Source organism: Staphylococcus equorum (assembly GCF_029531845.1).
GTDB lineage: Bacteria > Bacillota > Bacilli > Staphylococcales > Staphylococcaceae > Staphylococcus > Staphylococcus equorum_C.
This window is the reverse complement of the sequence record NZ_JAMBPV010000006.1, coordinates 125,632-146,951: the sequence shown is the minus strand read 5'-3', so window position 1 is coordinate 146,951 and position 21,320 is coordinate 125,632. Positions and strand designations below refer to the sequence as shown.

Annotated in this window: 32 protein-coding genes; 1 reads left to right on the top strand and 31 read right to left on the bottom strand. The window is 34.4% G+C overall.

The annotated features are described in order from the left end of the window. Window positions 1–86: 86 nt before the first annotated feature. From M4L39_RS09450 to M4L39_RS09425, 6 genes are all read right to left on the bottom strand, one after another. Window positions 87–593 (bottom strand): Asp23/Gls24 family envelope stress response protein, encoded by a 507-nt coding sequence (locus tag M4L39_RS09450; protein ID WP_277581777.1) that lies wholly within the window; start codon window positions 591–593, stop codon window positions 87–89. A gap of 69 nt (window positions 594–662) precedes the next feature. After that, window positions 663–902, bottom strand: a complete 240-nt coding sequence (locus tag M4L39_RS09445; protein ID WP_002506999.1) for a DUF2273 domain-containing protein — start codon at window positions 900–902, stop codon at window positions 663–665. 12 nt (window positions 903–914) lie between these two features. Beyond that, window positions 915–1,451 (bottom strand): alkaline shock response membrane anchor protein AmaP, encoded by a 537-nt coding sequence (gene amaP, locus M4L39_RS09440; RefSeq protein ID WP_277581776.1) that lies wholly within the window; start codon window positions 1,449–1,451, stop codon window positions 915–917. Between the two features lie 126 nt (window positions 1,452–1,577). Then, a complete protein-coding gene (locus M4L39_RS09435; protein ID WP_277581775.1) occupies window positions 1,578–3,188 on the bottom strand; it encodes a BCCT family transporter in 1,611 nt (536 codons plus the stop codon). Window positions 3,189–3,452: 264 nt separating this feature from the next. Next, window positions 3,453–4,472 carry a zinc-binding alcohol dehydrogenase family protein gene (locus M4L39_RS09430; protein ID WP_277581774.1) on the bottom strand — a complete coding sequence of 340 codons (1,020 nt, stop codon included), beginning with the start codon at window positions 4,470–4,472 and terminating at the stop codon, window positions 3,453–3,455. Window positions 4,473–4,493: 21 nt separating this feature from the next. Continuing rightward, window positions 4,494–5,501, bottom strand: a complete 1,008-nt coding sequence (locus M4L39_RS09425; RefSeq protein WP_277581773.1) for an NADP-dependent oxidoreductase — start codon at window positions 5,499–5,501, stop codon at window positions 4,494–4,496. 147 nt (window positions 5,502–5,648) lie between these two features. On the opposite strand from M4L39_RS09425, the gene M4L39_RS09420 reads away from it, so the two are divergent. After that, the gene (locus tag M4L39_RS09420) at window positions 5,649–6,647 is read left to right on the top strand and encodes an LLM class flavin-dependent oxidoreductase (RefSeq protein WP_277581772.1); all 999 of its coding nucleotides are present in this window, start codon (window positions 5,649–5,651) and stop codon (window positions 6,645–6,647) included. Window positions 6,648–6,717: 70 nt separating this feature from the next. Here the strand turns inward: M4L39_RS09420 and M4L39_RS09415 are convergent, their stop codons facing one another. The 25 genes from M4L39_RS09415 to rplN all read right to left on the bottom strand — a co-directional run bounded on the left by M4L39_RS09415 (window position 6,718) and on the right by rplN (window position 21,320). Continuing rightward, a complete protein-coding gene (locus M4L39_RS09415) occupies window positions 6,718–7,596 on the bottom strand; it encodes an alpha/beta hydrolase (RefSeq protein ID WP_277581771.1) in 879 nt (292 codons plus the stop codon). A gap of 213 nt (window positions 7,597–7,809) precedes the next feature. Then, complete coding sequence (gene rpsI / locus M4L39_RS09410) at window positions 7,810–8,202, bottom strand: 30S ribosomal protein S9 (RefSeq protein ID WP_277581770.1); 393 nt, start codon at window positions 8,200–8,202, stop codon at window positions 7,810–7,812. Between the two features lie 19 nt (window positions 8,203–8,221). After that, window positions 8,222–8,659, bottom strand: a complete 438-nt coding sequence (gene rplM / locus M4L39_RS09405; protein ID WP_277581769.1) for a 50S ribosomal protein L13 — start codon at window positions 8,657–8,659, stop codon at window positions 8,222–8,224. 217 nt (window positions 8,660–8,876) lie between these two features. Further along, window positions 8,877–9,671, bottom strand: coding sequence for a tRNA pseudouridine(38-40) synthase TruA (gene truA, locus M4L39_RS09400; RefSeq protein ID WP_277581781.1), 795 nt, complete (start codon window positions 9,669–9,671; stop codon window positions 8,877–8,879). 6 nt (window positions 9,672–9,677) lie between these two features. Beyond that, window positions 9,678–10,484 (bottom strand): energy-coupling factor transporter transmembrane component T family protein, encoded by an 807-nt coding sequence (locus M4L39_RS09395; RefSeq protein ID WP_277581768.1) that lies wholly within the window; start codon window positions 10,482–10,484, stop codon window positions 9,678–9,680. Then, on the bottom strand, window positions 10,474–11,337 hold the full coding sequence (locus M4L39_RS09390) for an energy-coupling factor transporter ATPase (protein WP_277581767.1): 864 nt from the start codon (window positions 11,335–11,337) through the stop codon (window positions 10,474–10,476). Before M4L39_RS09390 ends, M4L39_RS09395 begins: the two co-directional genes overlap by 11 nt. After that, entirely contained in the window at window positions 11,334–12,143 is an 810-nt protein-coding gene (locus tag M4L39_RS09385; protein ID WP_277581766.1) for an energy-coupling factor transporter ATPase, read from the bottom strand. Before M4L39_RS09385 ends, M4L39_RS09390 begins: the two co-directional genes overlap by 4 nt. A gap of 414 nt (window positions 12,144–12,557) precedes the next feature. Then, on the bottom strand, window positions 12,558–12,926 hold the full coding sequence (gene rplQ, locus M4L39_RS09380; RefSeq protein WP_002506986.1) for a 50S ribosomal protein L17: 369 nt from the start codon (window positions 12,924–12,926) through the stop codon (window positions 12,558–12,560). A gap of 18 nt (window positions 12,927–12,944) precedes the next feature. Then, the gene (locus M4L39_RS09375) at window positions 12,945–13,889 is read right to left on the bottom strand and encodes a DNA-directed RNA polymerase subunit alpha (RefSeq protein ID WP_002506985.1); all 945 of its coding nucleotides are present in this window, start codon (window positions 13,887–13,889) and stop codon (window positions 12,945–12,947) included. Window positions 13,890–13,966: 77 nt separating this feature from the next. Continuing rightward, a complete protein-coding gene (gene rpsK / locus M4L39_RS09370) occupies window positions 13,967–14,356 on the bottom strand; it encodes a 30S ribosomal protein S11 (RefSeq protein WP_002506984.1) in 390 nt (129 codons plus the stop codon). A gap of 23 nt (window positions 14,357–14,379) precedes the next feature. Continuing rightward, on the bottom strand, window positions 14,380–14,745 hold the full coding sequence (gene rpsM / locus M4L39_RS09365) for a 30S ribosomal protein S13 (protein ID WP_002506983.1): 366 nt from the start codon (window positions 14,743–14,745) through the stop codon (window positions 14,380–14,382). 21 nt (window positions 14,746–14,766) lie between these two features. Then, window positions 14,767–14,880, bottom strand: coding sequence for a 50S ribosomal protein L36 (rpmJ, locus tag M4L39_RS09360; RefSeq protein WP_002482634.1), 114 nt, complete (start codon window positions 14,878–14,880; stop codon window positions 14,767–14,769). A gap of 31 nt (window positions 14,881–14,911) precedes the next feature. Beyond that, window positions 14,912–15,130 carry a translation initiation factor IF-1 gene (gene infA / locus M4L39_RS09355; protein ID WP_001118443.1) on the bottom strand — a complete coding sequence of 73 codons (219 nt, stop codon included), beginning with the start codon at window positions 15,128–15,130 and terminating at the stop codon, window positions 14,912–14,914. 172 nt (window positions 15,131–15,302) lie between these two features. Then, window positions 15,303–15,953, bottom strand: a complete 651-nt coding sequence (locus tag M4L39_RS09350) for an adenylate kinase (protein WP_002506982.1) — start codon at window positions 15,951–15,953, stop codon at window positions 15,303–15,305. A gap of 17 nt (window positions 15,954–15,970) precedes the next feature. After that, a complete protein-coding gene (secY, locus tag M4L39_RS09345) occupies window positions 15,971–17,263 on the bottom strand; it encodes a preprotein translocase subunit SecY (RefSeq protein ID WP_277581765.1) in 1,293 nt (430 codons plus the stop codon). Beyond that, the gene (gene rplO / locus M4L39_RS09340; protein WP_046465814.1) at window positions 17,263–17,703 is read right to left on the bottom strand and encodes a 50S ribosomal protein L15; all 441 of its coding nucleotides are present in this window, start codon (window positions 17,701–17,703) and stop codon (window positions 17,263–17,265) included. Before rplO ends, secY begins: the two co-directional genes overlap by 1 nt. Window positions 17,704–17,719: 16 nt before the next feature. Next, window positions 17,720–17,899 (bottom strand): 50S ribosomal protein L30, encoded by a 180-nt coding sequence (gene rpmD / locus M4L39_RS09335; RefSeq protein ID WP_021338399.1) that lies wholly within the window; start codon window positions 17,897–17,899, stop codon window positions 17,720–17,722. Between the two features lie 16 nt (window positions 17,900–17,915). Continuing rightward, window positions 17,916–18,413, bottom strand: a complete 498-nt coding sequence (gene rpsE / locus M4L39_RS09330) for a 30S ribosomal protein S5 (protein ID WP_002506978.1) — start codon at window positions 18,411–18,413, stop codon at window positions 17,916–17,918. Window positions 18,414–18,433: 20 nt separating this feature from the next. After that, entirely contained in the window at window positions 18,434–18,796 is a 363-nt protein-coding gene (gene rplR / locus M4L39_RS09325) for a 50S ribosomal protein L18 (protein WP_002506977.1), read from the bottom strand. 31 nt (window positions 18,797–18,827) lie between these two features. Further along, window positions 18,828–19,364 carry a 50S ribosomal protein L6 gene (rplF, locus tag M4L39_RS09320; protein ID WP_277581764.1) on the bottom strand — a complete coding sequence of 179 codons (537 nt, stop codon included), beginning with the start codon at window positions 19,362–19,364 and terminating at the stop codon, window positions 18,828–18,830. A gap of 27 nt (window positions 19,365–19,391) precedes the next feature. Next, window positions 19,392–19,790, bottom strand: a complete 399-nt coding sequence (rpsH, locus tag M4L39_RS09315; protein WP_277581763.1) for a 30S ribosomal protein S8 — start codon at window positions 19,788–19,790, stop codon at window positions 19,392–19,394. Window positions 19,791–19,820: 30 nt separating this feature from the next. After that, the gene (locus M4L39_RS09310) at window positions 19,821–20,006 is read right to left on the bottom strand and encodes a type Z 30S ribosomal protein S14 (protein ID WP_057513157.1); all 186 of its coding nucleotides are present in this window, start codon (window positions 20,004–20,006) and stop codon (window positions 19,821–19,823) included. Window positions 20,007–20,027: 21 nt separating this feature from the next. Continuing rightward, the gene (gene rplE / locus M4L39_RS09305) at window positions 20,028–20,567 is read right to left on the bottom strand and encodes a 50S ribosomal protein L5 (RefSeq protein ID WP_277581762.1); all 540 of its coding nucleotides are present in this window, start codon (window positions 20,565–20,567) and stop codon (window positions 20,028–20,030) included. A 25-nt stretch (window positions 20,568–20,592) separates the two neighbouring features. Continuing rightward, window positions 20,593–20,910, bottom strand: coding sequence for a 50S ribosomal protein L24 (rplX, locus tag M4L39_RS09300; RefSeq protein WP_002506973.1), 318 nt, complete (start codon window positions 20,908–20,910; stop codon window positions 20,593–20,595). A 41-nt stretch (window positions 20,911–20,951) separates the two neighbouring features. Continuing rightward, window positions 20,952–21,320, bottom strand: a complete 369-nt coding sequence (gene rplN / locus M4L39_RS09295; protein WP_002506972.1) for a 50S ribosomal protein L14 — start codon at window positions 21,318–21,320, stop codon at window positions 20,952–20,954.

Below are 21,320 nucleotides of genomic sequence, written 5' to 3'. Positions count from 1 at the left end.
CTTTTATAGCAATTGGTTTGTCTACATTTTAAAACCGCTAAAGCAAATTACTTTAGCGGTTTTTATTTAGTTTGATGCTCAATTAATTATTGTAAGCCTTTTTCCTCGTTATTTGAGCTTTGGCTTTTTTCATTTTTTTGAGACCATTCTTTTTTAGTCATTACATCTTCAACGCGCATGTTAACTTCAACTACGTCAAGACCAGTAATATATTTAACTTGTTCTTTAACTAAGTCAGTTACTTTACGGAAGATTTTAGGTGCTGATTCACCGTATTCTAATATTACTTTCAAATCAACAGCTGCTTGTTTTTCTCCAACTTCAACGCTTACGCCTCGTGAAACGTTCTCGTTGCTTCCGAATGAGTTAGAAAGACTATCGACGAATCCGCCTTTCATTTCTAAAATACCACTTACTTCACGCGCTGCGATGCCTGCAATTTTTTCAATTACTTCATCAGAAAATGATAATTTATTTGAAAATTGCGGTTCTTGTTCTTGTTTTTGTTGTTCTTGTTGCTTTTGTACTTCTTGTTCATTAACTCCAGTTTGATTGTTATATGCTTGTTTTGCTTTGTTATTATCTACTGCCATATTAAAATCTCCTTTGTCTTCTCAATTTTTAAAAATTTAATTTTAAGTCATTTTCAATCTTTGGAAATACTAGCTCCATCGATTTAAGAAATTTAAAAAGTCTTGCTTACGGTCTTTAGTATACCCGATTGCAATTCCAATCAAACATAGTACTAAGATTAATATTGTACTCCAGAAACCTAGTGTTAAGAATAATATTGCGATAATCAAGAATGCTAAGAATCCAATGATTCTCCATTTAAATACTTTTAAGAAATCAACAACTTCTTGTGTAGAATCTTGTCCATTTTGGTGATTATTATTAGTCATGATAACCCTCCCTTACAACACACGTTTGCCTGAGGTTTTTTGATCTTTAACGTTGACCTCTAGTTTTGATACTGGTAATTCAGTAAAGTGTTCTACGTTCTGCTTAATGTCATTTCTAATTTCTTCCGTTAATGATTTAACTTGAACATCACCTGGTACAAAGAAATCTGCTTTCAAAGCAATATGTGATTTCTTTTTCTTGTTATACAATTTTGCAATCACGTTCGGTTGACGAATTTGATCATATTGTACAAGTGTATCGTATGCTGATTTTTCAATTGCTTTTCTCGATACATAAATATGACCATCATTGAAATCTTTGTAAAGTCCGGGTTTTCTATACGTAGGTTTAAACAAGCTGAATACTAGTATCAGGCCAATTAAAATAAGTAACGATGCTAAAGCTATTAAGGTCGGTTGAAACCAATTAAACTGTGCTAAGTAATCTTGATACTGAGTAATTCTAGAATCTTTGATATACATAAACAGTAAAACACCAACGATTACTACAATTAAAAGTCCTAATATGAAATTTTTAAGTCGCTTCACCTCGTATGCCACCTCCTATGCTTCTAGATTATGTACTTGTTATATATGACTAATACCCCTTAAAAAAATCTTAGAAACATTTTTATTGTATTTTATATATATTTTCTATGGCAAAATAAGTTTACTCTAGTTATTTTTTTTCTGATTTTCAGTTTTTTCTATCTCTTTATCGTCTTGCGATTCTGAATCATCTTGATTTGCTTTACGATATTGTAAAAGTTGATTATCCGTGACAAGTAGTTTATTGCTAGGTCTCGGCTTTTCTATTGCTAATGATTTAAAGAGTGACCATATCATTATTATAATGACAATGGAGAATGGTAATGCTGCAATAATTAACAGGTTTTGAATCGATTGCGTTCCACCTGTATAAATCATAATCATCGCAAATAATGCTAAAATAATTCCCCAACTTACTTTGACTAAACCAGAAGGATTAATACTACCTTTAGAACTCAACATACCTAATACATACGTTGCTGAGTCGGCTGATGTTACAAAGAAAATCATAATGACTATCAGCGTAATAATACTCAATACAAATCCTAATGGAAAATGTTCCAACGTAGCAAAGGTCGCTGTTTCAGTTGCCTCTTTCGCGATATTCGAAATACCGTTTTGTTGTAAGTAAATTGCTGATGCGCCAAATACTGCGAAAAATATGAAACATACAAGCGCCGGTACAAATAATACACCTAATATAAATTCTTTAATCGTTCTACCACGAGACACACGGGCGATAAAGATTCCAACAAATGGTGCCCATGAAATCCACCAAGCCCAATAGAAGATTGTCCATTGTTGTAACCATTGGAATTTTTCGCCACCTGATTGCGGTATACGTAAACTCATATTAAAGAAATTAGCAATATAATCTCCTAATGAATTGGTAAACGTATTTAATATCGTTAGTGTAGGTCCTACACAGAACAATAAGAGTAATACAAGGAAAGCTAACGCCATATTAATATTACTTAAGCTCTTAATACCTTTATCAATACCTGACCAAGCCGACCAAGTAAATAATAAGGTTGCTATAATAATGATTATAACTTGAGTCCCAAAATTAGAAGGTATTTCAAATAAGAAATTCAATCCTTCATTGATTTGTAACGCACCAAAACCAAGTGTTGCAGCAACACCTGTTACAGTAGCAATAATTGCAAGGACATCTATCGCCCCACCGATAGGACCTTTCATCATTTTACTGCCTAAAATAGGTATTAACGTAGCACTGACTAGCCCTGGGTAACCTTTGTGGAAATTAAAGTACGCAAAAACAAGTCCCACGATACCGTATACAGCCCATGCATGCACACCCCAATGAAAAAATGAAAATTGCATCGCATCATTAATTGCAGTTTGCGTTCCTGCTTTATGTAATGGGGTTAAAGTAAATGCATGACTGATTGGTTCAGAAGTTGTCCAAAAGACTAAACCAATACCCATACCTGCACTAAATAACATTGCGAACCATGATTTTAATGAAAATTCAGGGTCTTCGCCTTCTTCACCCAATGTAATAGATGAATATCTAGAAAATAATAGATAAATACATACAATTAATATGACTAATACAAGTAATAAATAATACCAACCAAAATTAACTGCTATAAAATTTGTGATAGATTGAGTAACTGATTCTAATTGTTTCGGTAATATTGCGCCATAGAGCACAAATACCGTACAAATAGCTAATGCCACCCAAAATACTGCTGTCATTTTTTTAAAATGCATAACAAAATTACACTCTCCCTTTGCTTTATGTAAGATACATACCCTATCATACTTAATATATTCCATATTTGTAACCACTTTTAAGGATTATTAAACTCTTATTTAAACACTATAATTCAATTTATTAAATATGTAATTATAATAAAATTACATATTTAAAAACCTTCCAAGTATTCACCAATTCGGTAATTACTTGGAAGGCTTTCTAGCATATTGACTTTAACTTCATATCACAGTGACTTGATAGAATTTCATACTTATAAGTTATGATTCTTGTTTAAGTTTTATCACTAATTTACCAATCATATTTTGATTTTCAAGTTTCATATGTGCATCAAACAGGCTATTTGCTGTTAAACCATCTATTACTTCATTTAAGGTAGGTTGATACACGCCCGCTTCTATTTTTTCAGATATATCCGTTAAATAGTCACGATGTAATGTCATATCTTCAGTTTCATGTAGTGGTCTTGAATACATATATTCATGCGTAAATGTAATACTTTTAGGCTTTAATAGATTTAAATCTTGTTTATTTTTAAATGCGACAATGGTTGCAATGATACCTCTTGGTTTAACGAGTTCGATCATTTTTTCATAGTATTGGTCGGTATCAAATGTGCAGAAAATGTAATCAACTTCGCTTATTTCATATTTTTCAAACTCTTTAGCTAAATCATTTTTATGATTTAACACAATATCTGCACCCATGCCCTTAGACCAATTAAACGTTTCTTCTCGTGAAGCGGTTGTAATGACATGTAAACCATGGTGTTTAGCTATTTGCGTTGCAATACTTCCTACGCCACCTGCGCCATTGATAATTAAAATGGATTTACCTTTATTATCTTCTGGATTATGTGAAATTTTAAATACATCGAATAACGTCTCTGATGCAGTTAGTCCTGTTAGGGGTAAACTTGCAGCTTCAGTAACAGTTATATTCTTAGGTTTTTTAGCAACAAGGCGCTCGTCAACAAGTTGGTATTCTTGATTAGAACCTTGATATGCAGGAGAACCGGAATAAAATACTTCATCCCCAACTTTAAAATGATTAATCTCTTCACCTACCGCTTCTACCACACCGACAGCATCAAAACCTAGCACTCGTGGTGGCTTATCAATAGGTGACTGTCTTATTTTCGTATCTACAGGATTAACGCTAACAGCTTGTACACGTACTAAGAGCTCATATTGTGTTGGTTCAGGTTGTTCAATTTCAAATTCATAAAACTGATTTCCTTCATCTAGATTAAAACGAGTATCTGCACCTATTGCTTTCATATTACATATCTCCTTTTATGTTTAGATATTGTCTGACACCTGTACAACTTGTTTGCCAAAGTTATCGCCAGTAAATAAGTTTCTAAATGCCTCTGGTATGTTTTCAAACCCATTCATGACTGACGTTTTTGTTTTTATTTTGTCTTCTTGGACCCATTGTGCAAGTTCTTTACTCGCGTTTGCGAAATCATCTGCATAATTTGCTACGATAAATCCTTTCATTAATGCTTGTGATTTTATGAGCGTTGGTTGAATACGTGGTCCATGTTCAATCGTTGCGTCATTGTAACCTGAAATTGCTCCACAAACAGGGATTCTGGCAAATTGATTTAAGTGTTTCATTACTTCATCAGCAATTGATCCACCTACGTTTTCGTAATATACATCTACGCCATTTGGTACTGCTTTAGCAAATTGTTCTGCAAAATCATCTGACTTATAATCCACGCCCTTATCAAAACCTAATGTTTCTGTTAAATATGTTGTTTTTTCAGAGCCACCTGCAATGCCTACGACATAAGCACCTTTTAATTTAGCAATTTGTCCTACCACAGAACCCACTGCGCCAGAAGCAGCAGATACAACAACTGTTTCACCTTCTTGGGGTTGTCCAATTTTTAATAAACCGTGATACGCTGTTTGTCCTGGCATACCTAATACACTTAAATATAAATGTAGCGGAACATCTGTGTTAGATACTTTAAAGGCATGCTTTGCTGGAACATTGCTTAATTTTTGCCAAGGAAATTGACCGGTAACAATATCACCTTTTTCAAAACCATCTGCTTCTGATTTAATGACCTTACCAACAACATGGCCTGACAAAGGTTCATCAATTTGGAATGGTTTGATATAAGAATCACTATCATCCATACGCCCGCGCATATACGGATCTACTGATATATATAACGCTTCTACTTGAATTTCATCTTTTTTTGGCACATCTATTTCAACAGATTCATATTTAAATACCTTGTCTGAAGGAACACCTTCAGGTCTCTTAGCTAATACGATTTGTTCTGTATTCATTATATTGCCTCCATTCTCTATTTTCTTTCATTTTATAGTGATACAACCGTGCAATCAATCAAATCGCTTATTCAGCTCTATATAGTCATGTTATGCTTATGTTAAATTCATGTACAAACTGATATAAACTAGTAAGGAGATATTTATGTGAAGCTAAGTATTTTAGACTACGTTCCAATTTTTGAAGGGCGCAACGCGACACAAGCTTTGAATCATACTGTTGAATTAGCTCAATTAGCTGAGTCATTAGGCTTTTATCGCTATTGGGTTGCAGAGCATCATCAAGTATTCTCTGTAGCCTCTAGTGCGCCTGAAATGGTTATGATGTCGCTTTTAGAACAAACATCTTCCATTCATATTGGAAGTGGCGGTATTATGCTGCCTCATTATAGTGCATATAAAATTGCAGAACAATTGAAATTAATGGAAGCGCGCCACCCTGGGCGTGTCGATTTAGGCACAGGGCGTTCCCCTAGCTTTAAAAATGTAAATCATGCTTTAAATGAAACTAAAACAAAGACTATAAGTTATAAAACACAAATTAATGATTTAATGCATTATTTTAATGATGACACTAATCATAATCATCGTTTTAAAGGTTTACAAGCAACACCATTAATCACTACTAAGCCAAGTATGTATATATTAGGTATGAGTAAACAAAGTGCTGCGATTGCTGCAGAAAAGGGGTTACCTTTCGTGATTGCGCTTATGGGCCAAGCTAACCACAATACTGAAAATGTTATTAATCATTATCGAGACTTATTTAAACAATTTCATCCTCAAAGTGAATCTTATGTAATTATTTCTACGTTTGTGATTACTGCGGAACACCAATCACTAATCACTCAATTAGAGCGTGCATTTCATTTATGGTTAGTGCGCATTAGTTATTTGGATCAGCCTGAATTTTATCCTTCAATTGAATTTGCAATGCATCGACAGCTCTCAAAACGGGAAGAAGACAAAATGAATCATAATCAAAATAGAGTTATTTCAGGTTTACCTACTGATGTTATGAAAAAATTAAATGATGTTGCTTTAAGATTTAGCGCTGACGAAATCATGATTCAACCACATGTTTTTGGTGAGACACACCGTAAAACACTGTTAAAGTTAATCGCTAAAGAAAATATGACAGAATAATAATAAAAGCAACATATCACTCAATTTATTTTATTGACTGATATGTTGCTTTTTTGCATAATATTTTAATCTACAGATCCTTATCCCATAAGAATCCATTTATTTTATCTTGCACTTTTTTATTATTTGCTAGTTTTCCATGCTCTGCATTAGGTCCATGCACTTTAAATTCATCATATGATTTTACGTTGTCACCTAATAAATATTTTAATGACCTTGAAGATACATTAGTCACCCTACCATCTGAATCAGTGCCATCTTCTATGTCTCCATATATATTTAATACATTTACGTTATCAGGATATTTATGTTTCATAGCTCGTAATTCTTTATAATCATTCATCATTTTATCAGGTTTACCATTTTTACCTAATTCAATATTTAATTTTTTGCCATCTACATCTACCTCACCATTAAAGTTACCTGCTAAATTTACCACTTTATTTAAAGTAGGTAGTTGTTCATCGTCTCCATAATTTAACATATAGTAGCTAAATGATTTATTACTCATAGAATGCGCGACAAAATTAAATTTTTCAAAGTTATATTGATAGTTCGTTGCAACGATGGCATTTCTTATCCATTTCGCATTTTTTTCTACATTTTCATTATTATTATCTTCTAACTTAATTTTAATAATTGGATATTTTGATTTACTCGTTAAATTTCCATCGAATGTCACCTTTCCATCAGATGAAACATAGGCTTGAATAACCTCTTTTGATGCACCTGACTTAATAGCTGAATTTACTAGAAAATTCCCTGAATCAGCTGAGCCTTTATATCCATGAAGGTAAAATGTAGGTATCGCTTCCTCGGAATCACTTCTGACAGGATGTTCGTTATTTCCATAATATTTAATTACTAAAATAACTACACTTAATAAGGCAACGAGCAAAATGATAAGTAGTACTGTGTAAAAATTACGAGAATTCTTTTTATATTCCATGCAATCACGCCTTATATTATAGAGTTATTTTCTTTAATTACCCAATATCTTATCATACTTAACGTTTTAAAATAAAATTTTATTTTGTAATACAAAAAAAGCACTCTCCAATATAATTGGAAAGTGCTTTTTAATATCGAACACAAAGTGTCTACACTAATTTTCGTACTGTATCTGACAACGAACAAGTTCGCAACAGTTGCAGTAATAATATTAACGTTTTGAGAACTGTGGTGAACGACGAGCTTTTTTAAGACCTGGTTTTTTACGTTCTTTCATACGAGGATCACGAGTAAGTAATCCAGCGCGTTTTAAAGAACCTCTGTATTCAGGATCTGCTTCTAATAATGCACGAGCAATACCATGACGGATTGCTTGAGCTTGTCCAGTAAATCCACCGCCATGAACGTTAACTAAAACATCATAGTTACCTTTAGTTTCTGTAACCTCAAACGGTTGGTTTATGTCTAAAATTAATGATTCAAATGGTAAGTAGCTACGTACATCGCTGCCATTAACAGTAATGTTACCTTCACCTGGTACTAAACGTACACGTGCTACTGAGTTTTTACGACGGCCTGTGCCTCTATATTCAACTTGTGCCAATGTAATTTCCTCCTTTTAATTAACCACGTAACTCGTAGTTTTCTGGTTGTTGTGCAGCGTGTGGATGTTCAGCGCCACCATATACAAATAATTTTTTACCTTGTTTTTCGCCTAAACGCGTGCTTGGTAGCATACCTTTAATTGAATTTTCAAGTAAACGTTCTGGGTTCTTAGCTTTTAACTCACCAGCAGAAATTGATTTGATTCCGCCTGGGTGGTTTGAGTGACGGTAATACATTTTATCTTGTTCTTTGTTACCTGTAAAATGTATTTTTGAAGCGTTGACGATAATCACATAATCACCTGTATCAACGTGTGGTGTATAAGTTGCTTTATTTTTACCGCGTAAAATAGTTGCTACCTCTGATGATAAACGACCAAGTGTTTTATCTTCAGCATCAATAACATACCATTTGCGCTCAATGTTTGATTCATTAGCCATAAATGTTTGACGCATATAATTGTCCTCCTAGAATAAATAAATGTTTCTTGTTTAATAGTTATTACTTTTAAGTTTAGATGTCATTTATTTTGTTAATTTTTTTGTTCTTGTTCTACGTGCTTCTATATCTTGTTACACAATAAGATTCCGGGGCTTATCGTGGGTGATATAAAACAATACCGTTAGTAATCGTATAATTTTTAAGTCGTTTTGTCAATCTTATTTAATCATTTTATGATGATTTTTTTTGATGTATTTTTATATCACTACCAAAGTCATTGATTAACGCTGAAGATGTCAAATAAATTCGCTCTAAATATAATCCTTCTGCTGGTGCAGTATACGGAACTTGATTACGATCTTTCGTCATTAATAGTTCAGGTACCTCTTCTGGATTACGCTTTCCTTTTCCAACTTCTATCAGAAACGCCATAAGCACACGTACCATATTATATAGGAATCCTGACCCTGTGACAATATAATCTAGACCATTTTCTGTAATTTTAATACGACTTTCATACAATGTACGAACTTTATTCTCTACTTCTGTTTTTTGTGAACAAAATCCCGTAAAATCATGTGTTCCTACAAATAATTGGGCTGCCCTATTCATTTTTTCAATATCCAATGAATCAGCAATATATGTTTTTAAACCACATTGGAAAGGATCCTTATGCTCAGATTGATAAACTTTATAACGATAAGACTTTCCGACACAATCATATCTACAATGAAAATCATCGTCGACAATCGTTACATCATTCACACAAATATCATCAGGCAAAGCACGGTTCATTACGTACTTCCATTGTGGCGCAGCGATATTCAATTCTGTGTCAAAATGAAAATATTGCTCTAGCGCATGGACACCTCTATCTGTTCTACTACTTGGATGAATTCGCACATGGCGTTTATGCATTCTTTTAAGTATTTTCTCAAACTGTTGCTGTACTGTTCTACCATTTTGTTGTATTTGAAAACCAAGAAACTGACTTCCTTGGTATGAAATATTTACTAAAACGCGCATCATGCATTACACTCCTATAAATTTTAAAACAAATAATAACACTGCTATGGGAATTAACAATGCGAGCACTAAAACATCTGTCCGCTGCCATTGCAACTTGCGATAACTCGTACGTTGTTTTTTAGTGTCGTAACCTCTTACTTCCATTGCAATAGCTAAATCTTCTGCTCTTTGAAACGCAGAAATAAACAATGGAATCAATAATGGAATAAATGCCTTAACTCGATTAACCAATCCTCCAGAGCTTATTTCTGAGCCGCGAGATTTTTGGGCTAAAATAATTTTATCTAACTCATTCATTAGTGTTGGAATAAATCGTAATGCGATTGACATCATCATGCTCAATAGATGCACAGGTATCTTTACTAGTTTCAATGGTGATAATAGTCTTTCAAATGCATCTGTTAAGTCAATTGGACTAGTAGTTAACGTTAATATCGTTGAAATCATAATGATAAACATTAGCCTCAAAACAATATAAATACCTTCTAAAATACCATGTGTATCAATGGAGATGAATGAAAGCTCAAATATTCTTGTGCCACCTTTGGTTAGAAATAAATGCATCAGAAAGGTAAATATTAGAAATATCCAAATCGGCGTCAATCCTTTTACTAAAAACCATAATTTGATATGGGCTAATTTCATGAAAATTAAAATTAATAGAAACAACCAAAAATAAGTAGCGAACGAATGTGCAAAAAAGATTAATACAATAAAGAAGAAGACAAATATCAATTTTGAACGTGGGTCCAAACGATGGATTATTGTATCTAACGGAAGATAGCGACCTATGATAAATTTATCTCGCATTTTGTTGCCACTCCTTATACATTTCAATAAATTCTGCTTCAGTTAATGCGATTTTATTGAAATAATATTGATGTTTATCTTCAATATCTCTTTGCAGTTTCACGATATTGGGCACATCTAAATGCATTTGATTCACATAATTCGTATCACTAAATAGCTTACGTGGCGTACATGATTCAATAAGTTTACCATCATTCATAATTTTAACTTCATCTACATATTTTGCCACATCGTTCATTTCATGAGTTACAAGGATGATTGTTTTTTGTTGTTCTACTTGAAGTTTTTTTATTAATTCCATGATTTGTTTTCTACTTTTTGGATCAAGACCCGCAGTAGGCTCATCTAAAATAACAATATCTGGATCCATTGCCAATATTGATGTAATTGCGATCTTTCTCATTTGACCACCTGACATCTGAAAAGGAGACTGCTGTAGTATATCCCTGTTAAAACCAAATTCTAATAGTAATCGAAATGCACGTTCTTTCACCTCGTTCAGAGGCATATTAAAGTTTTGAGGACCAAAAAGAATCTCTCTTTCAACTGAATCTTCGAATAGTTGTGACTCCGGAAATTGAAATACAACCCCTACTCTTTTACGTACTTGCTTTAAAAACTTATCTTTAGTCTTATGGGTGACTGTTATATCATCTACTTCTAACGCACCAGTAGAGGGCTTTAAAAGTCCATTAAAATGTTGAATCAATGTAGATTTACCAGAACCAGTTTGTCCGATCACAGCATAGTATTTCCCTTGTTCAAATGTCGTGACAATGTCTTCCAACGCGAGATGTTCAAACGGTGTACCATTTTGATATACATAACTAACTTGGTTAAAATGAACTGTCATAATTTTCTTACCAACCCTTCATAAGTTATGTAATCAGTGAAACCTAATAACTGCTGATTCATTCGCATCGAAAATGGAAGATCTAAACCAATCTGTGTGAGTTCATTACCATCACTAAAAATTTCTTGTGGTAATCCCGTTTGATATACAGTACCTTCATTTAATACCACTACATGGTCAGCTTCTACTGCCTCTGACAAATCATGTGTAATTGAAACAATCGTAACATCTTTTTCATCTTTTAAACGATGAATCAATGAAAGCAACTCATTTCTACCAGCAGGATCTAACATAGATGTAGCTTCGTCTAATATAATAATATCTGTATTCAAAGCAAGAACCCCTGCAATTGCAACACGTTGTTTTTGCCCTCCTGAGAGAGATTGTGGTTCGTATGTAGCTCTATCTAACATTTCTACGTCAGTTAATGCTTCAGGCACAATTATTTGCATACTTTCGTATGTAACACCATTATTTTCTAAACCAAATGCAACATCATATTCGACTGTAGAGCCGACAAATTGATTTTCAGGATTTTGGAACACAATACCTATGTGTTGTCTTAAGTAACTCAAATTGTCTTCGCTAACTAATCTATTTCGCAAGTAAATATCACCATCAAATGGTGACTCTATGCCTATCATTAATTTAGCGATAGTAGACTTACCTGAGCCATTATGGCCTACGATTGATGTCCATTTTCCTTTTGGAATCTCAAAAGATACGTCATTTAACGCAAATCGTTCATCACTATTATATTTAAATGAAACATGATTAAATGTAATAATATTATTCTGCGCTTTCATATCAATTGCCTCCCAAAATTTATTTTAATCATTGTTGTATACTCATCCTATTTTACATCAAACTTTCTAAAGAAGCACTAGTAAAGTCTAAAGAAACACTGCTATAAAAAAGTGCTTTTAGACTTCAATTAAATTAGTTCTTCCTATATATGCACTTTAGCGTAGGTGCACATCTAAATTATTTGGGAAACAAAGAATTAGATGTCCAATTTTGTAAAACAAATGCATTATGCCCCCTTAATTCCTATGGAATTAAGGGGGCATAAAAAAAAGCGCGCACCCCATCATATTTTTGAGTTCACGCTTTAAAGTTTATTAAGTTTGATGGGGTACTCTGAGCTAGACAATATTTGTATGTGGCAAACATTATCGTTGCACTCATTTGCTTTATACATAGTAGTACGTATATTTAAATTAAACTAATTCGATAATTACTGATTCAGCTCCGTCACCGCGACGAGGGCCTACTTTAAGAATACGAGTGTAACCGCCTTGACGTTCTGTATAACGTTCAGCAACTTCACCGAATAATTTTTGTAGTGCAGTTTGAATTGATTCATCATCATTTAAGATTTCAACATTGCGCAAAGTTTTAGCAGCTTGACGACGAGAAGCTAAATCTCCTTTTTTACCTAAAGTGATTAATTTTTCAACAACACTACGTAGTTCTTTTGCACGTGCTTCTGTAGTTTCAACACGTTCACTAACGATAAGTGAAGTAGCTAAATCGCGTAACATAGCCTTACGTTGATCAGAAGTACGACCTAATTTTCTGTAACCCATGAGTTAACCTCCTTTATATTAATCTTCTTTTCTTAAGCCTAAACCTAAATCTTCAAGTTTATATTTAACTTCTTCTAAAGATTTGCGACCTAAATTACGGACTTTCATCATGTCAGCTTCTGATTTATCAGCTAACTCTTGTACAGAGTTGATACCTGCGCGTTTTAAACAGTTGTAAGAACGTACAGATAAATCTAATTCTTCAATTGACATTTCAAGAACTTTTTCTTTTTGATCTTCTTCTTTTTCAATCATGATTTCAGCATTTTGTGCTTCATCAGTTAATCCAACAAAGATATTCAAATGTTCAGTTAAGATTTTTGCAGCTAATGAAACAGACTCTTGTGGCGTTATAGAACCATTAGTCCAAACATCTAACGTTAATTTATCAAAATCACTACTTTGACCTACGCGCGTGTTTTCTACAGTATAGTTAACACGTTCTACAGGTGAATATAATGAATCAACTGGAATTACACCAATTGGTAAATCACTAGTGTTATTTTGTTCTGCTAATGCGTAGCCTCTACCTTTATTAGCAACTAGACGGATTTTTAAATGTCCACCCTTAGAAACTGTTGCAATTTTAATTTCAGGATTCAGTATCTCTACATCACTATCATGAGTAATGTCACTTGCAGTTACTTCGCCTTCATCTTTAACATCGATTTCCAAAGTTTTTTCTTCTTCAGAATAGATTTTTAATGCTAGTTTTTTGATGTTCATAATAATTGCAGAAACATCTTCAACAACATTATCTATAGCTGAGAATTCATGTAATACGCCTTCGATTTCAATGTATTTAACGGCTGCACCTGGTAATGAAGATAGTAGGATACGACGTAAGGAGTTTCCTAGTGTAGTACCGTAGCCACGTTCTAGTGGTTCAACAACGAACTTACCGAATTTAGCATCATCACTAATTTCAATTGTTTCAATTCTAGGTTTTTCGATTTCAATCATTTACAAATATCCTCCTTGATTACGTCGACTTGATTTGTACTGTAATTTCTCAGTGACCTGCGACAATAACAATAAAATTATACGCGACGACGTTTTGGTGGACGACAACCATTATGTGGAACTGGAGTAACGTCACGGATTGCAGTTACATCTAATCCAGCTGATTGTAATGCACGGATAGCTGATTCACGACCAGGACCTGGGCCTTTTACAGTGACTTCAACAGATTTCAAACCATGTTCCATAGCTGATTTAGCAGCAGTTTCTGATGCCATTTGAGCTGCGAATGGAGTTGATTTTTTTGATCCTTTGAATCCAAGTGCACCTGCTGATGACCATGATAACGCATTACCAAATTCATCAGTAATTGTTACGATTGTATTATTGAATGTTGAACGGATATGAGCCACACCATTTTCAATATTCTTTTTCACTCTACGTTTACGAGATACTTGTTTACGTGCCATTTAAATTTTGCCTCCTTTACCTATTATTTTTTCTTGTTAGCTACAGTTTTAACTGGGCCTTTACGAGTACGAGCATTGTTCTTAGTCTTTTGTCCGCGTACTGGTAAGCCACGACGGTGACGGATACCACGGTATGATGAGATTTCCATTAAACGTTTAATGTTTAAGTTTTGCTCACGACGTAAGTCACCTTCTACTTTATAGCTATCTACTACTTCACGGATACGACCTAATTCATCATCAGTTAATTCGTTAACGCGTGTGTCTGGTGAAACGTTAGCTTCTTCAGCAATTTTATTCGCTGTCGTAGTACCGATACCATATACATAAGTTAATGAAATAACAATACGTTTTTCACGTGGAATATCTACTCCTGCAATACGTGCCATAATTATTTACACCTCTCTTTATTAGCCTTGTCTTTGTTTATGTTTTGGGTTGCTACAAATTACCATTACTTTACCTTTACGTTTAATGACTTTACATTTTTCGCAAATTGGTTTTACTGATGGTCTTACTTTCATTTTAATACCTCCCTATATTATGGAGTGACGATTACTTATAACGATACGTAATTCTTCCGCGCGTTAAATCGTACGGAGACATTTCTACAGTTACTTTGTCGCCAGGCAGAATACGAATATAATTCATTCTGATTTTACCACTTACGTGAGCTAAAATCTCATGACCATTTTCTAATTCTACTTTAAACATTGCATTTGGTAAAGTATCTAACACAGTACCTTCTAATTCAATAACATCTTGTTTAGCCATTTATTAACTTCCCCCTTTTTGCAATAGTTGGTTATCGTCAACAATCAACTCTAACCATACGAGTCTATTAGTGTTGTTAATAAGTTTAACAAAATTAAAATGAATTACTATATCGCATTGTCACTCTTATTCAATTATACTTTTGACATTCCATAGACCGTACAAGTTGATATTATTTTAAGTTTTCTAAGATATCGATAACGTCTTCAGTAACGACTTTAATATCTCTTGAACCATCAATGTTTTTTAATACTTTTTTATTATCATAGAATTCTAAGATAGGTTTAGACTGTTTAACATTGACATTTAAACGATTTGCAACTGTTTCTGGGTTGTCATCTTCACGTTGGTATAATTTACCACCATCAAGATCACAAATTCCTTCAACTTTAGGAGGATTGAATACAAGATGATAAGTTGTTCCGCATTTTTCGCAGATTCTACGACCAGTTAGGCGGTTCATTAATTCTTCTTCAGCTACCTCTATATTGATAACAGCATCAATTTTTCTATCTAATTCTTGCATAATTTCATTTAATGCTTCAGCTTGTTCAATAGTACGAGGAAAGCCATCTAGTAAGAATCCTTTTTTTGCATCGTCTTCAGAAATTCTATCTTTAACGATGCCCACAGTTACTTCATCAGGGACTAATTCTCCACGATCCATGAATGATTTAGCTTCTTTGCCTAAATCTGTTCCATCTTTAATCGCTTTTCTGAACATGTCTCCAGTAGATATGTGTGGAATTGGGAATTTCTTTACAATTTCACTCGCTTGAGTTCCTTTACCTGCACCAGGTAAACCCATTAAAATGATATTCATAAGTGCCCTCCTACAATTTATCTACCACCAAAGCCTCTATAATCTTTCTGAGTCACTTGAGCTTCAAGACTCTTCATTGTTTCAATTGCTACACCAATTACGATAAGTAAGCTAGTACCACCAAGTTGAATAGATTGAGGCAAGCTCATTACTTTAGTAGCAATGATTGGAAGAATCGCAATTACAGCTAAGAATATTGACCCTACAAATGTTAAACGATAGAGAACTCCAGTAATATATTTTTTTGTTTGTTCACCAGGTCTAATACCTGGAACATAACTTCCTTGTTTCTTGAGATTATCTGACATCTTTCCAGGATTGACTTGAACAAATGCATAGAAGTATGTGAATGCAATGATAAGCACCACATAAACAATCATACCGATATTACTCGATGGATTTGCCACGTCTGAAATCTTCTGCGCCCAACTAGCGTCAGGGAAGAACAATGTTAATGTTCTAGGTAACAAGAAGAATGCCATTGCAAAGATAACCGGGATAACCCCAGCAGCGTTAACTTTCAAAGGTAAATATGTTGCTTGTGAACCTAATCGTTGTGTTGATTGCTTTTTCGCATATTGAATTGGAATTTTACGAATAGCTTGTAATACAAATATTGCACCGACTGTTAACAGTATCATTCCAATAATTAATCCTAGTACTTTTAACCATGCCATTGTAGTATCATCTTGACCTACGAATGACTGTTGATAGAACTGAATTAATGCTGAAGGTAGTGATGATAAAATACCACCAAAGATGATGATTGAAATACCATTACCAACACCGAATTGAGTGATTTGGTCACCCATCCAAATTAAGAATGCAGTACCTGCTGTTAATACAACAGCAATTAATAAATAACTAAGGATTGATTGATCAATGATCAATTGACCCTTTAGATAATTATTAAATTGGAACGCCATACCAATTGATTGGATAAATGCAAGTATAATAGCAAAATAACGTGTTATGTTAGTAAGTTTTTTCCTACCTGCATCACCTTGTTTTGCCCACTCAGAAAACTTCGGAACAATATCCATTTGTAATAGCTGCATCACAATTGATGCAGTAATGTAAGGCATTATACCCATGGCAAAGATTGAGAAATTCTGCAAGGCTCCGCCACCAAATGTATTTAACAGATCAGTGACACCTTGAGACCCTTCTCTACTGTCAAAAGCAGCTGGATTTACACCAGGCGCTGGAATATAAGTACCTATCTTAAAAATAACTAACATTGCGAGAGTAAAAAAGATCTTGTTACGAACTTCTTTAGTTTTAAAGAAGCTCACAAGCGTTTGAAACATTAGATCACCTCGTGTGCTCCGCCTTTTGCATCAATAGCATCTACTGCAGACGCAGAGAATTTGTTAGCTTTCACAGTTAACTTTTTGTCTAGTGAACCTTTACCTAGTACTTTAATACCAGATTTTTCGTTCTTAACTACACCAGATTCTACTAATAAAGCAGGAGTTACTTCAGTACCATCCTCAAATTTATTAAGTTGGTCTAAGTTAACAATAGCATATTCCTTACGGTTAATGTTAGTAAAACCTCGTTTTGGTAAACGACGGAATAATGGTAATTGACCACCTTCGAAACCTGGTCTTACACTACCACCTGAACGTGATTTTTGGCCCTTTTGTCCGCGACCACTAGTCTTACCGTTACCAGTAGCTGCACCACGTCCAACACGGTTACGTACTTTACGAGAACCTTCTGACGGTTTTAGCTCATGTAATTTCATTTCGGCACCTCCTTAATTATTTTTCTTCTACTGTCACTAAGTGACTTATTTTGTTGATTTGCCCACGAATAGCAGGGTTATCTTCAACAACTACTGAAGAGTTCGTTTTTTTCAAACCTAGAGCTTCAACAGTTTTACGTTGTGTTTCTGGACGACCTATAACACTACGAGTGAGGGTAATTTGTACTTTAGCCATAACTTATTTTCCCTCCTTAATTGTATAATTCTTCTACTGATTTGCCACGTAATTTCGCAACTTCTTCAGCATTTTTAAGGTTTTTTAATCCATTAATTGTTGCACGAACCATGTTGATTGGTGTATTTGATCCTAAAGATTTACTTAAGATATCAGTGATACCAGCTAATTCTAATACCGCACGAACAGGGCCACCTGCAATAACACCAGTACCTGGTGCAGCTGGTTTCATTAAAACATTACCTGAACTGAAACGACCATTAATAATGTGAGGTGTAGTACCTTCAACACGTGGAACAACTACTAAGTCTTTCTTAGCTGCTTCTACTGCTTTTTTGATTGCTTCTGGCACTTCTTGTGCTTTACCAGTACCGAATCCAACGCGACCGTTTTTATCTCCAACCACTACTAAAGCAGTGAAACGGAAACGACGACCACCTTTTACAACTTTCGCAACACGGTTAATTGTAACAACGCGTTCTTCAAATTCTTTCACTTCTTCTCTACGAGCCATGTAAATGTCCCTCCTTCAAATTAAAATTCTAATCCATTTTCACGAGCTGCATCTGCTAAGGCTTTAACACGGCCATGGTATAAATATCCTCCACGGTCAAAAACAATTGTTTTAATACCTTTATCGCTAGCTCTTTTAGCTACAGTTTCGCCGACTTTAGCTGAAAGTTCAACTTTTGAACCTGTTTCATTTGCTAAGTCTTTTTCTTGTGTTGATGCTTGTGCTAATGTTTTGCCATTAACATCATCGATAACTTGTGCGTAAATATGTTTGTTTGAACGATAGATGTTTAAACGTGGTTTTTCAGCTGTGCCTGACAATTTATTGCGGACACGAGCATGTCTTTTCAAACGCACTTGGTTTTTATCAATTTTGCTGATCATTTTATTACTCCTTTCTTCTGAAAGTTATTTATTATTTACCAGTTTTACCTTCTTTACGGCGAACGAATTCTCCTTGATAACGAATTCCTTTACCTTTATACGGTTCTGGTGGTCTTGTTGCACGAATGTTTGAAGCGATAGCGCCAACTGCTTCTTTAGAAATACCAGTTACTGTAACTTTAGTATTTTTTTCAACAGCGAAACTAACACCATTATCAGCTTTAATTTCAACTGGGTGTGAATAACCAACATTAAGGATTAAGTTTTCACCTTGCATTTGAGCACGGTAACCTACACCTACTAGTTCTAATGTTTTTTGGTATCCTTCTTTAACACCGATGATCATATTATTAATTAAAGTACGAGTTGTACCATGTACTGTTTTATCATCTTTAGAATCAGATGGTCTTACAACTTCTAAAGTACCTTCATCTTGTTTATATGTCATTCTTTCATCCATAGTTTTAAATAATTCACCTTTAGGACCTTTAACAGTTACTGTATTGCCTTCAATAGTTACTGTTACGTCACTAGGGATGTCAATAATTTTTTTACCAACACGACTCATGTTATCGCACCTCCTTGTTATTTATTATTACCAAACGTAACCTAGGATTTCTCCACCGATACTACGTTTTCTTGCTTCTTTATCAGTGATAACACCTTCTGAAGTAGAAACTAATGCAATGCCTAGACCGTTAAGTACTTTAGGTACTTCGTTAGCTTTAGCATAAACACGTAAACCTGGTTTAGAAATACGTTTTAATCCAGTGATAACACGTTCATTGTTTTGACCATATTTAAGGAATAAACGGATAACCCCTTGTTTATCGTCTTCAACAAATTCTACGTTTTTAATGAAACCTTCACTTTTTAAAATTTCAGCAATTTCTTTTTTAATGTTTGAAGCAGGTAATTCTAATTTATCGTGACGCACCATGTTGGCGTTTCTTACACGAGTTAGCATATCTGCAATTGGATCGTTGATTGTCATTGATTGTTGCCTCCTTTCAGACTTTTTTTATTACCAGCTAGCTTTACGAACGCCAGGGATTTGGCCTTTATAAGCTAATTCACGGAAACAAATACGGCATAATTTGAATTTACGATATACGGAATGTGGACGACCACAGCGTTCACAACGAGTATATTCACGTACTTGGAACTTTTGTTTTCTTTGTTGCTTAGCAACCATTGAAGTTTTAGCCACTTAATTAGCCTCCTTTAGAGATTATTTTTGAAATGGCATACCGAATTGTGTTAACAATTCACGAGCTTCCTCGTCAGTGTTAGCAGTTGTTACGATAACGATATCCATTCCTCGTATTTTACTTACTCGGTCATAGTCGATTTCAGGGAAAATTAATTGTTCTTTAACGCCTAAAGTGTAGTTACCTCTGCCATCGAATGCAGATTTTGATACACCACGGAAGTCACGTACACGAGGTAGTGATACAGAAATTAATTTGTCTAAAAAGTCGTACATTCTTTCGCCACGTAAAGTAGTTTTAGCACCAATTGGCATACCTTCACGTAAACGGAATGTTGCAACAGATTTTTTAGCTTTTGTGATTAATGGTTTTTGACCAGTGATAGCTTGTAATTCTTCTACAGCATCATCTAATACTTTAGTATTTTGTACAGCGTCACCGACACCCATATTTACTACAATTTTATCAATTTTTGGCACTTCCATTACTGAACTATAGTTAAAATGTTTCACTAAGTTTTGAGTAACTTCAGAGTTGAATTTTTCTTTTAAACGGTTCACAGTGGATCCTCCTTTCAATTAGTTATTAATTATTAGTTTTGATTTCTTCGCCTGATTTTTTAGCGATACGAACTTTTTTGCCATCTTCGAATTTATAACCTACGCGTGTTGGTTCATTCGTTTTAGGATCTAATAATTGTACGTTAGAAACATGGATTGCTGCCTCTGTTTCTAAGATTCCACCTTCAGGATTAAATTGAGTTGGTTTTTGGTGCTTTTTGATTGTATTGACACCTTCCACAACGACACGGTCTTTTTTAGGTTCAGTTGCAACAACTTTACCTTCTTTACCTTTGTCTTTACCTGCGATAACTTTTACGTTGTCACCTTTTTTGATATGCATGTGTGGCACCTCCTTAAATTTATATATTTATAAATGTATTATTAAAGTACTTCTGGAGCTAATGATACAATTTTCATGAAGTTGCCTTCACGTAATTCGCGTGCAACTGGTCCAAAGATACGAGTACCGCGTGGGCCTTTGTCGTCACGAATAATGACACATGCATTTTCATCAAATTTGATGTATGAACCATCGTTACGACGTACGCCTGATTTAGTACGTACGATAACAGCTTTAACTACTTCACCTTTTTTGACAACGCCACCTGGTGTAGCATTTTTAACACTTACTACGATAACGTCACCAATATTCGCTGTTTTACGACCAGATCCACCTAATACCTTAATTGTAAGAACTTCACGTGCACCAGAGTTATCTGCTACTTTTAATCGTGTTTCTTGTTGGATCAT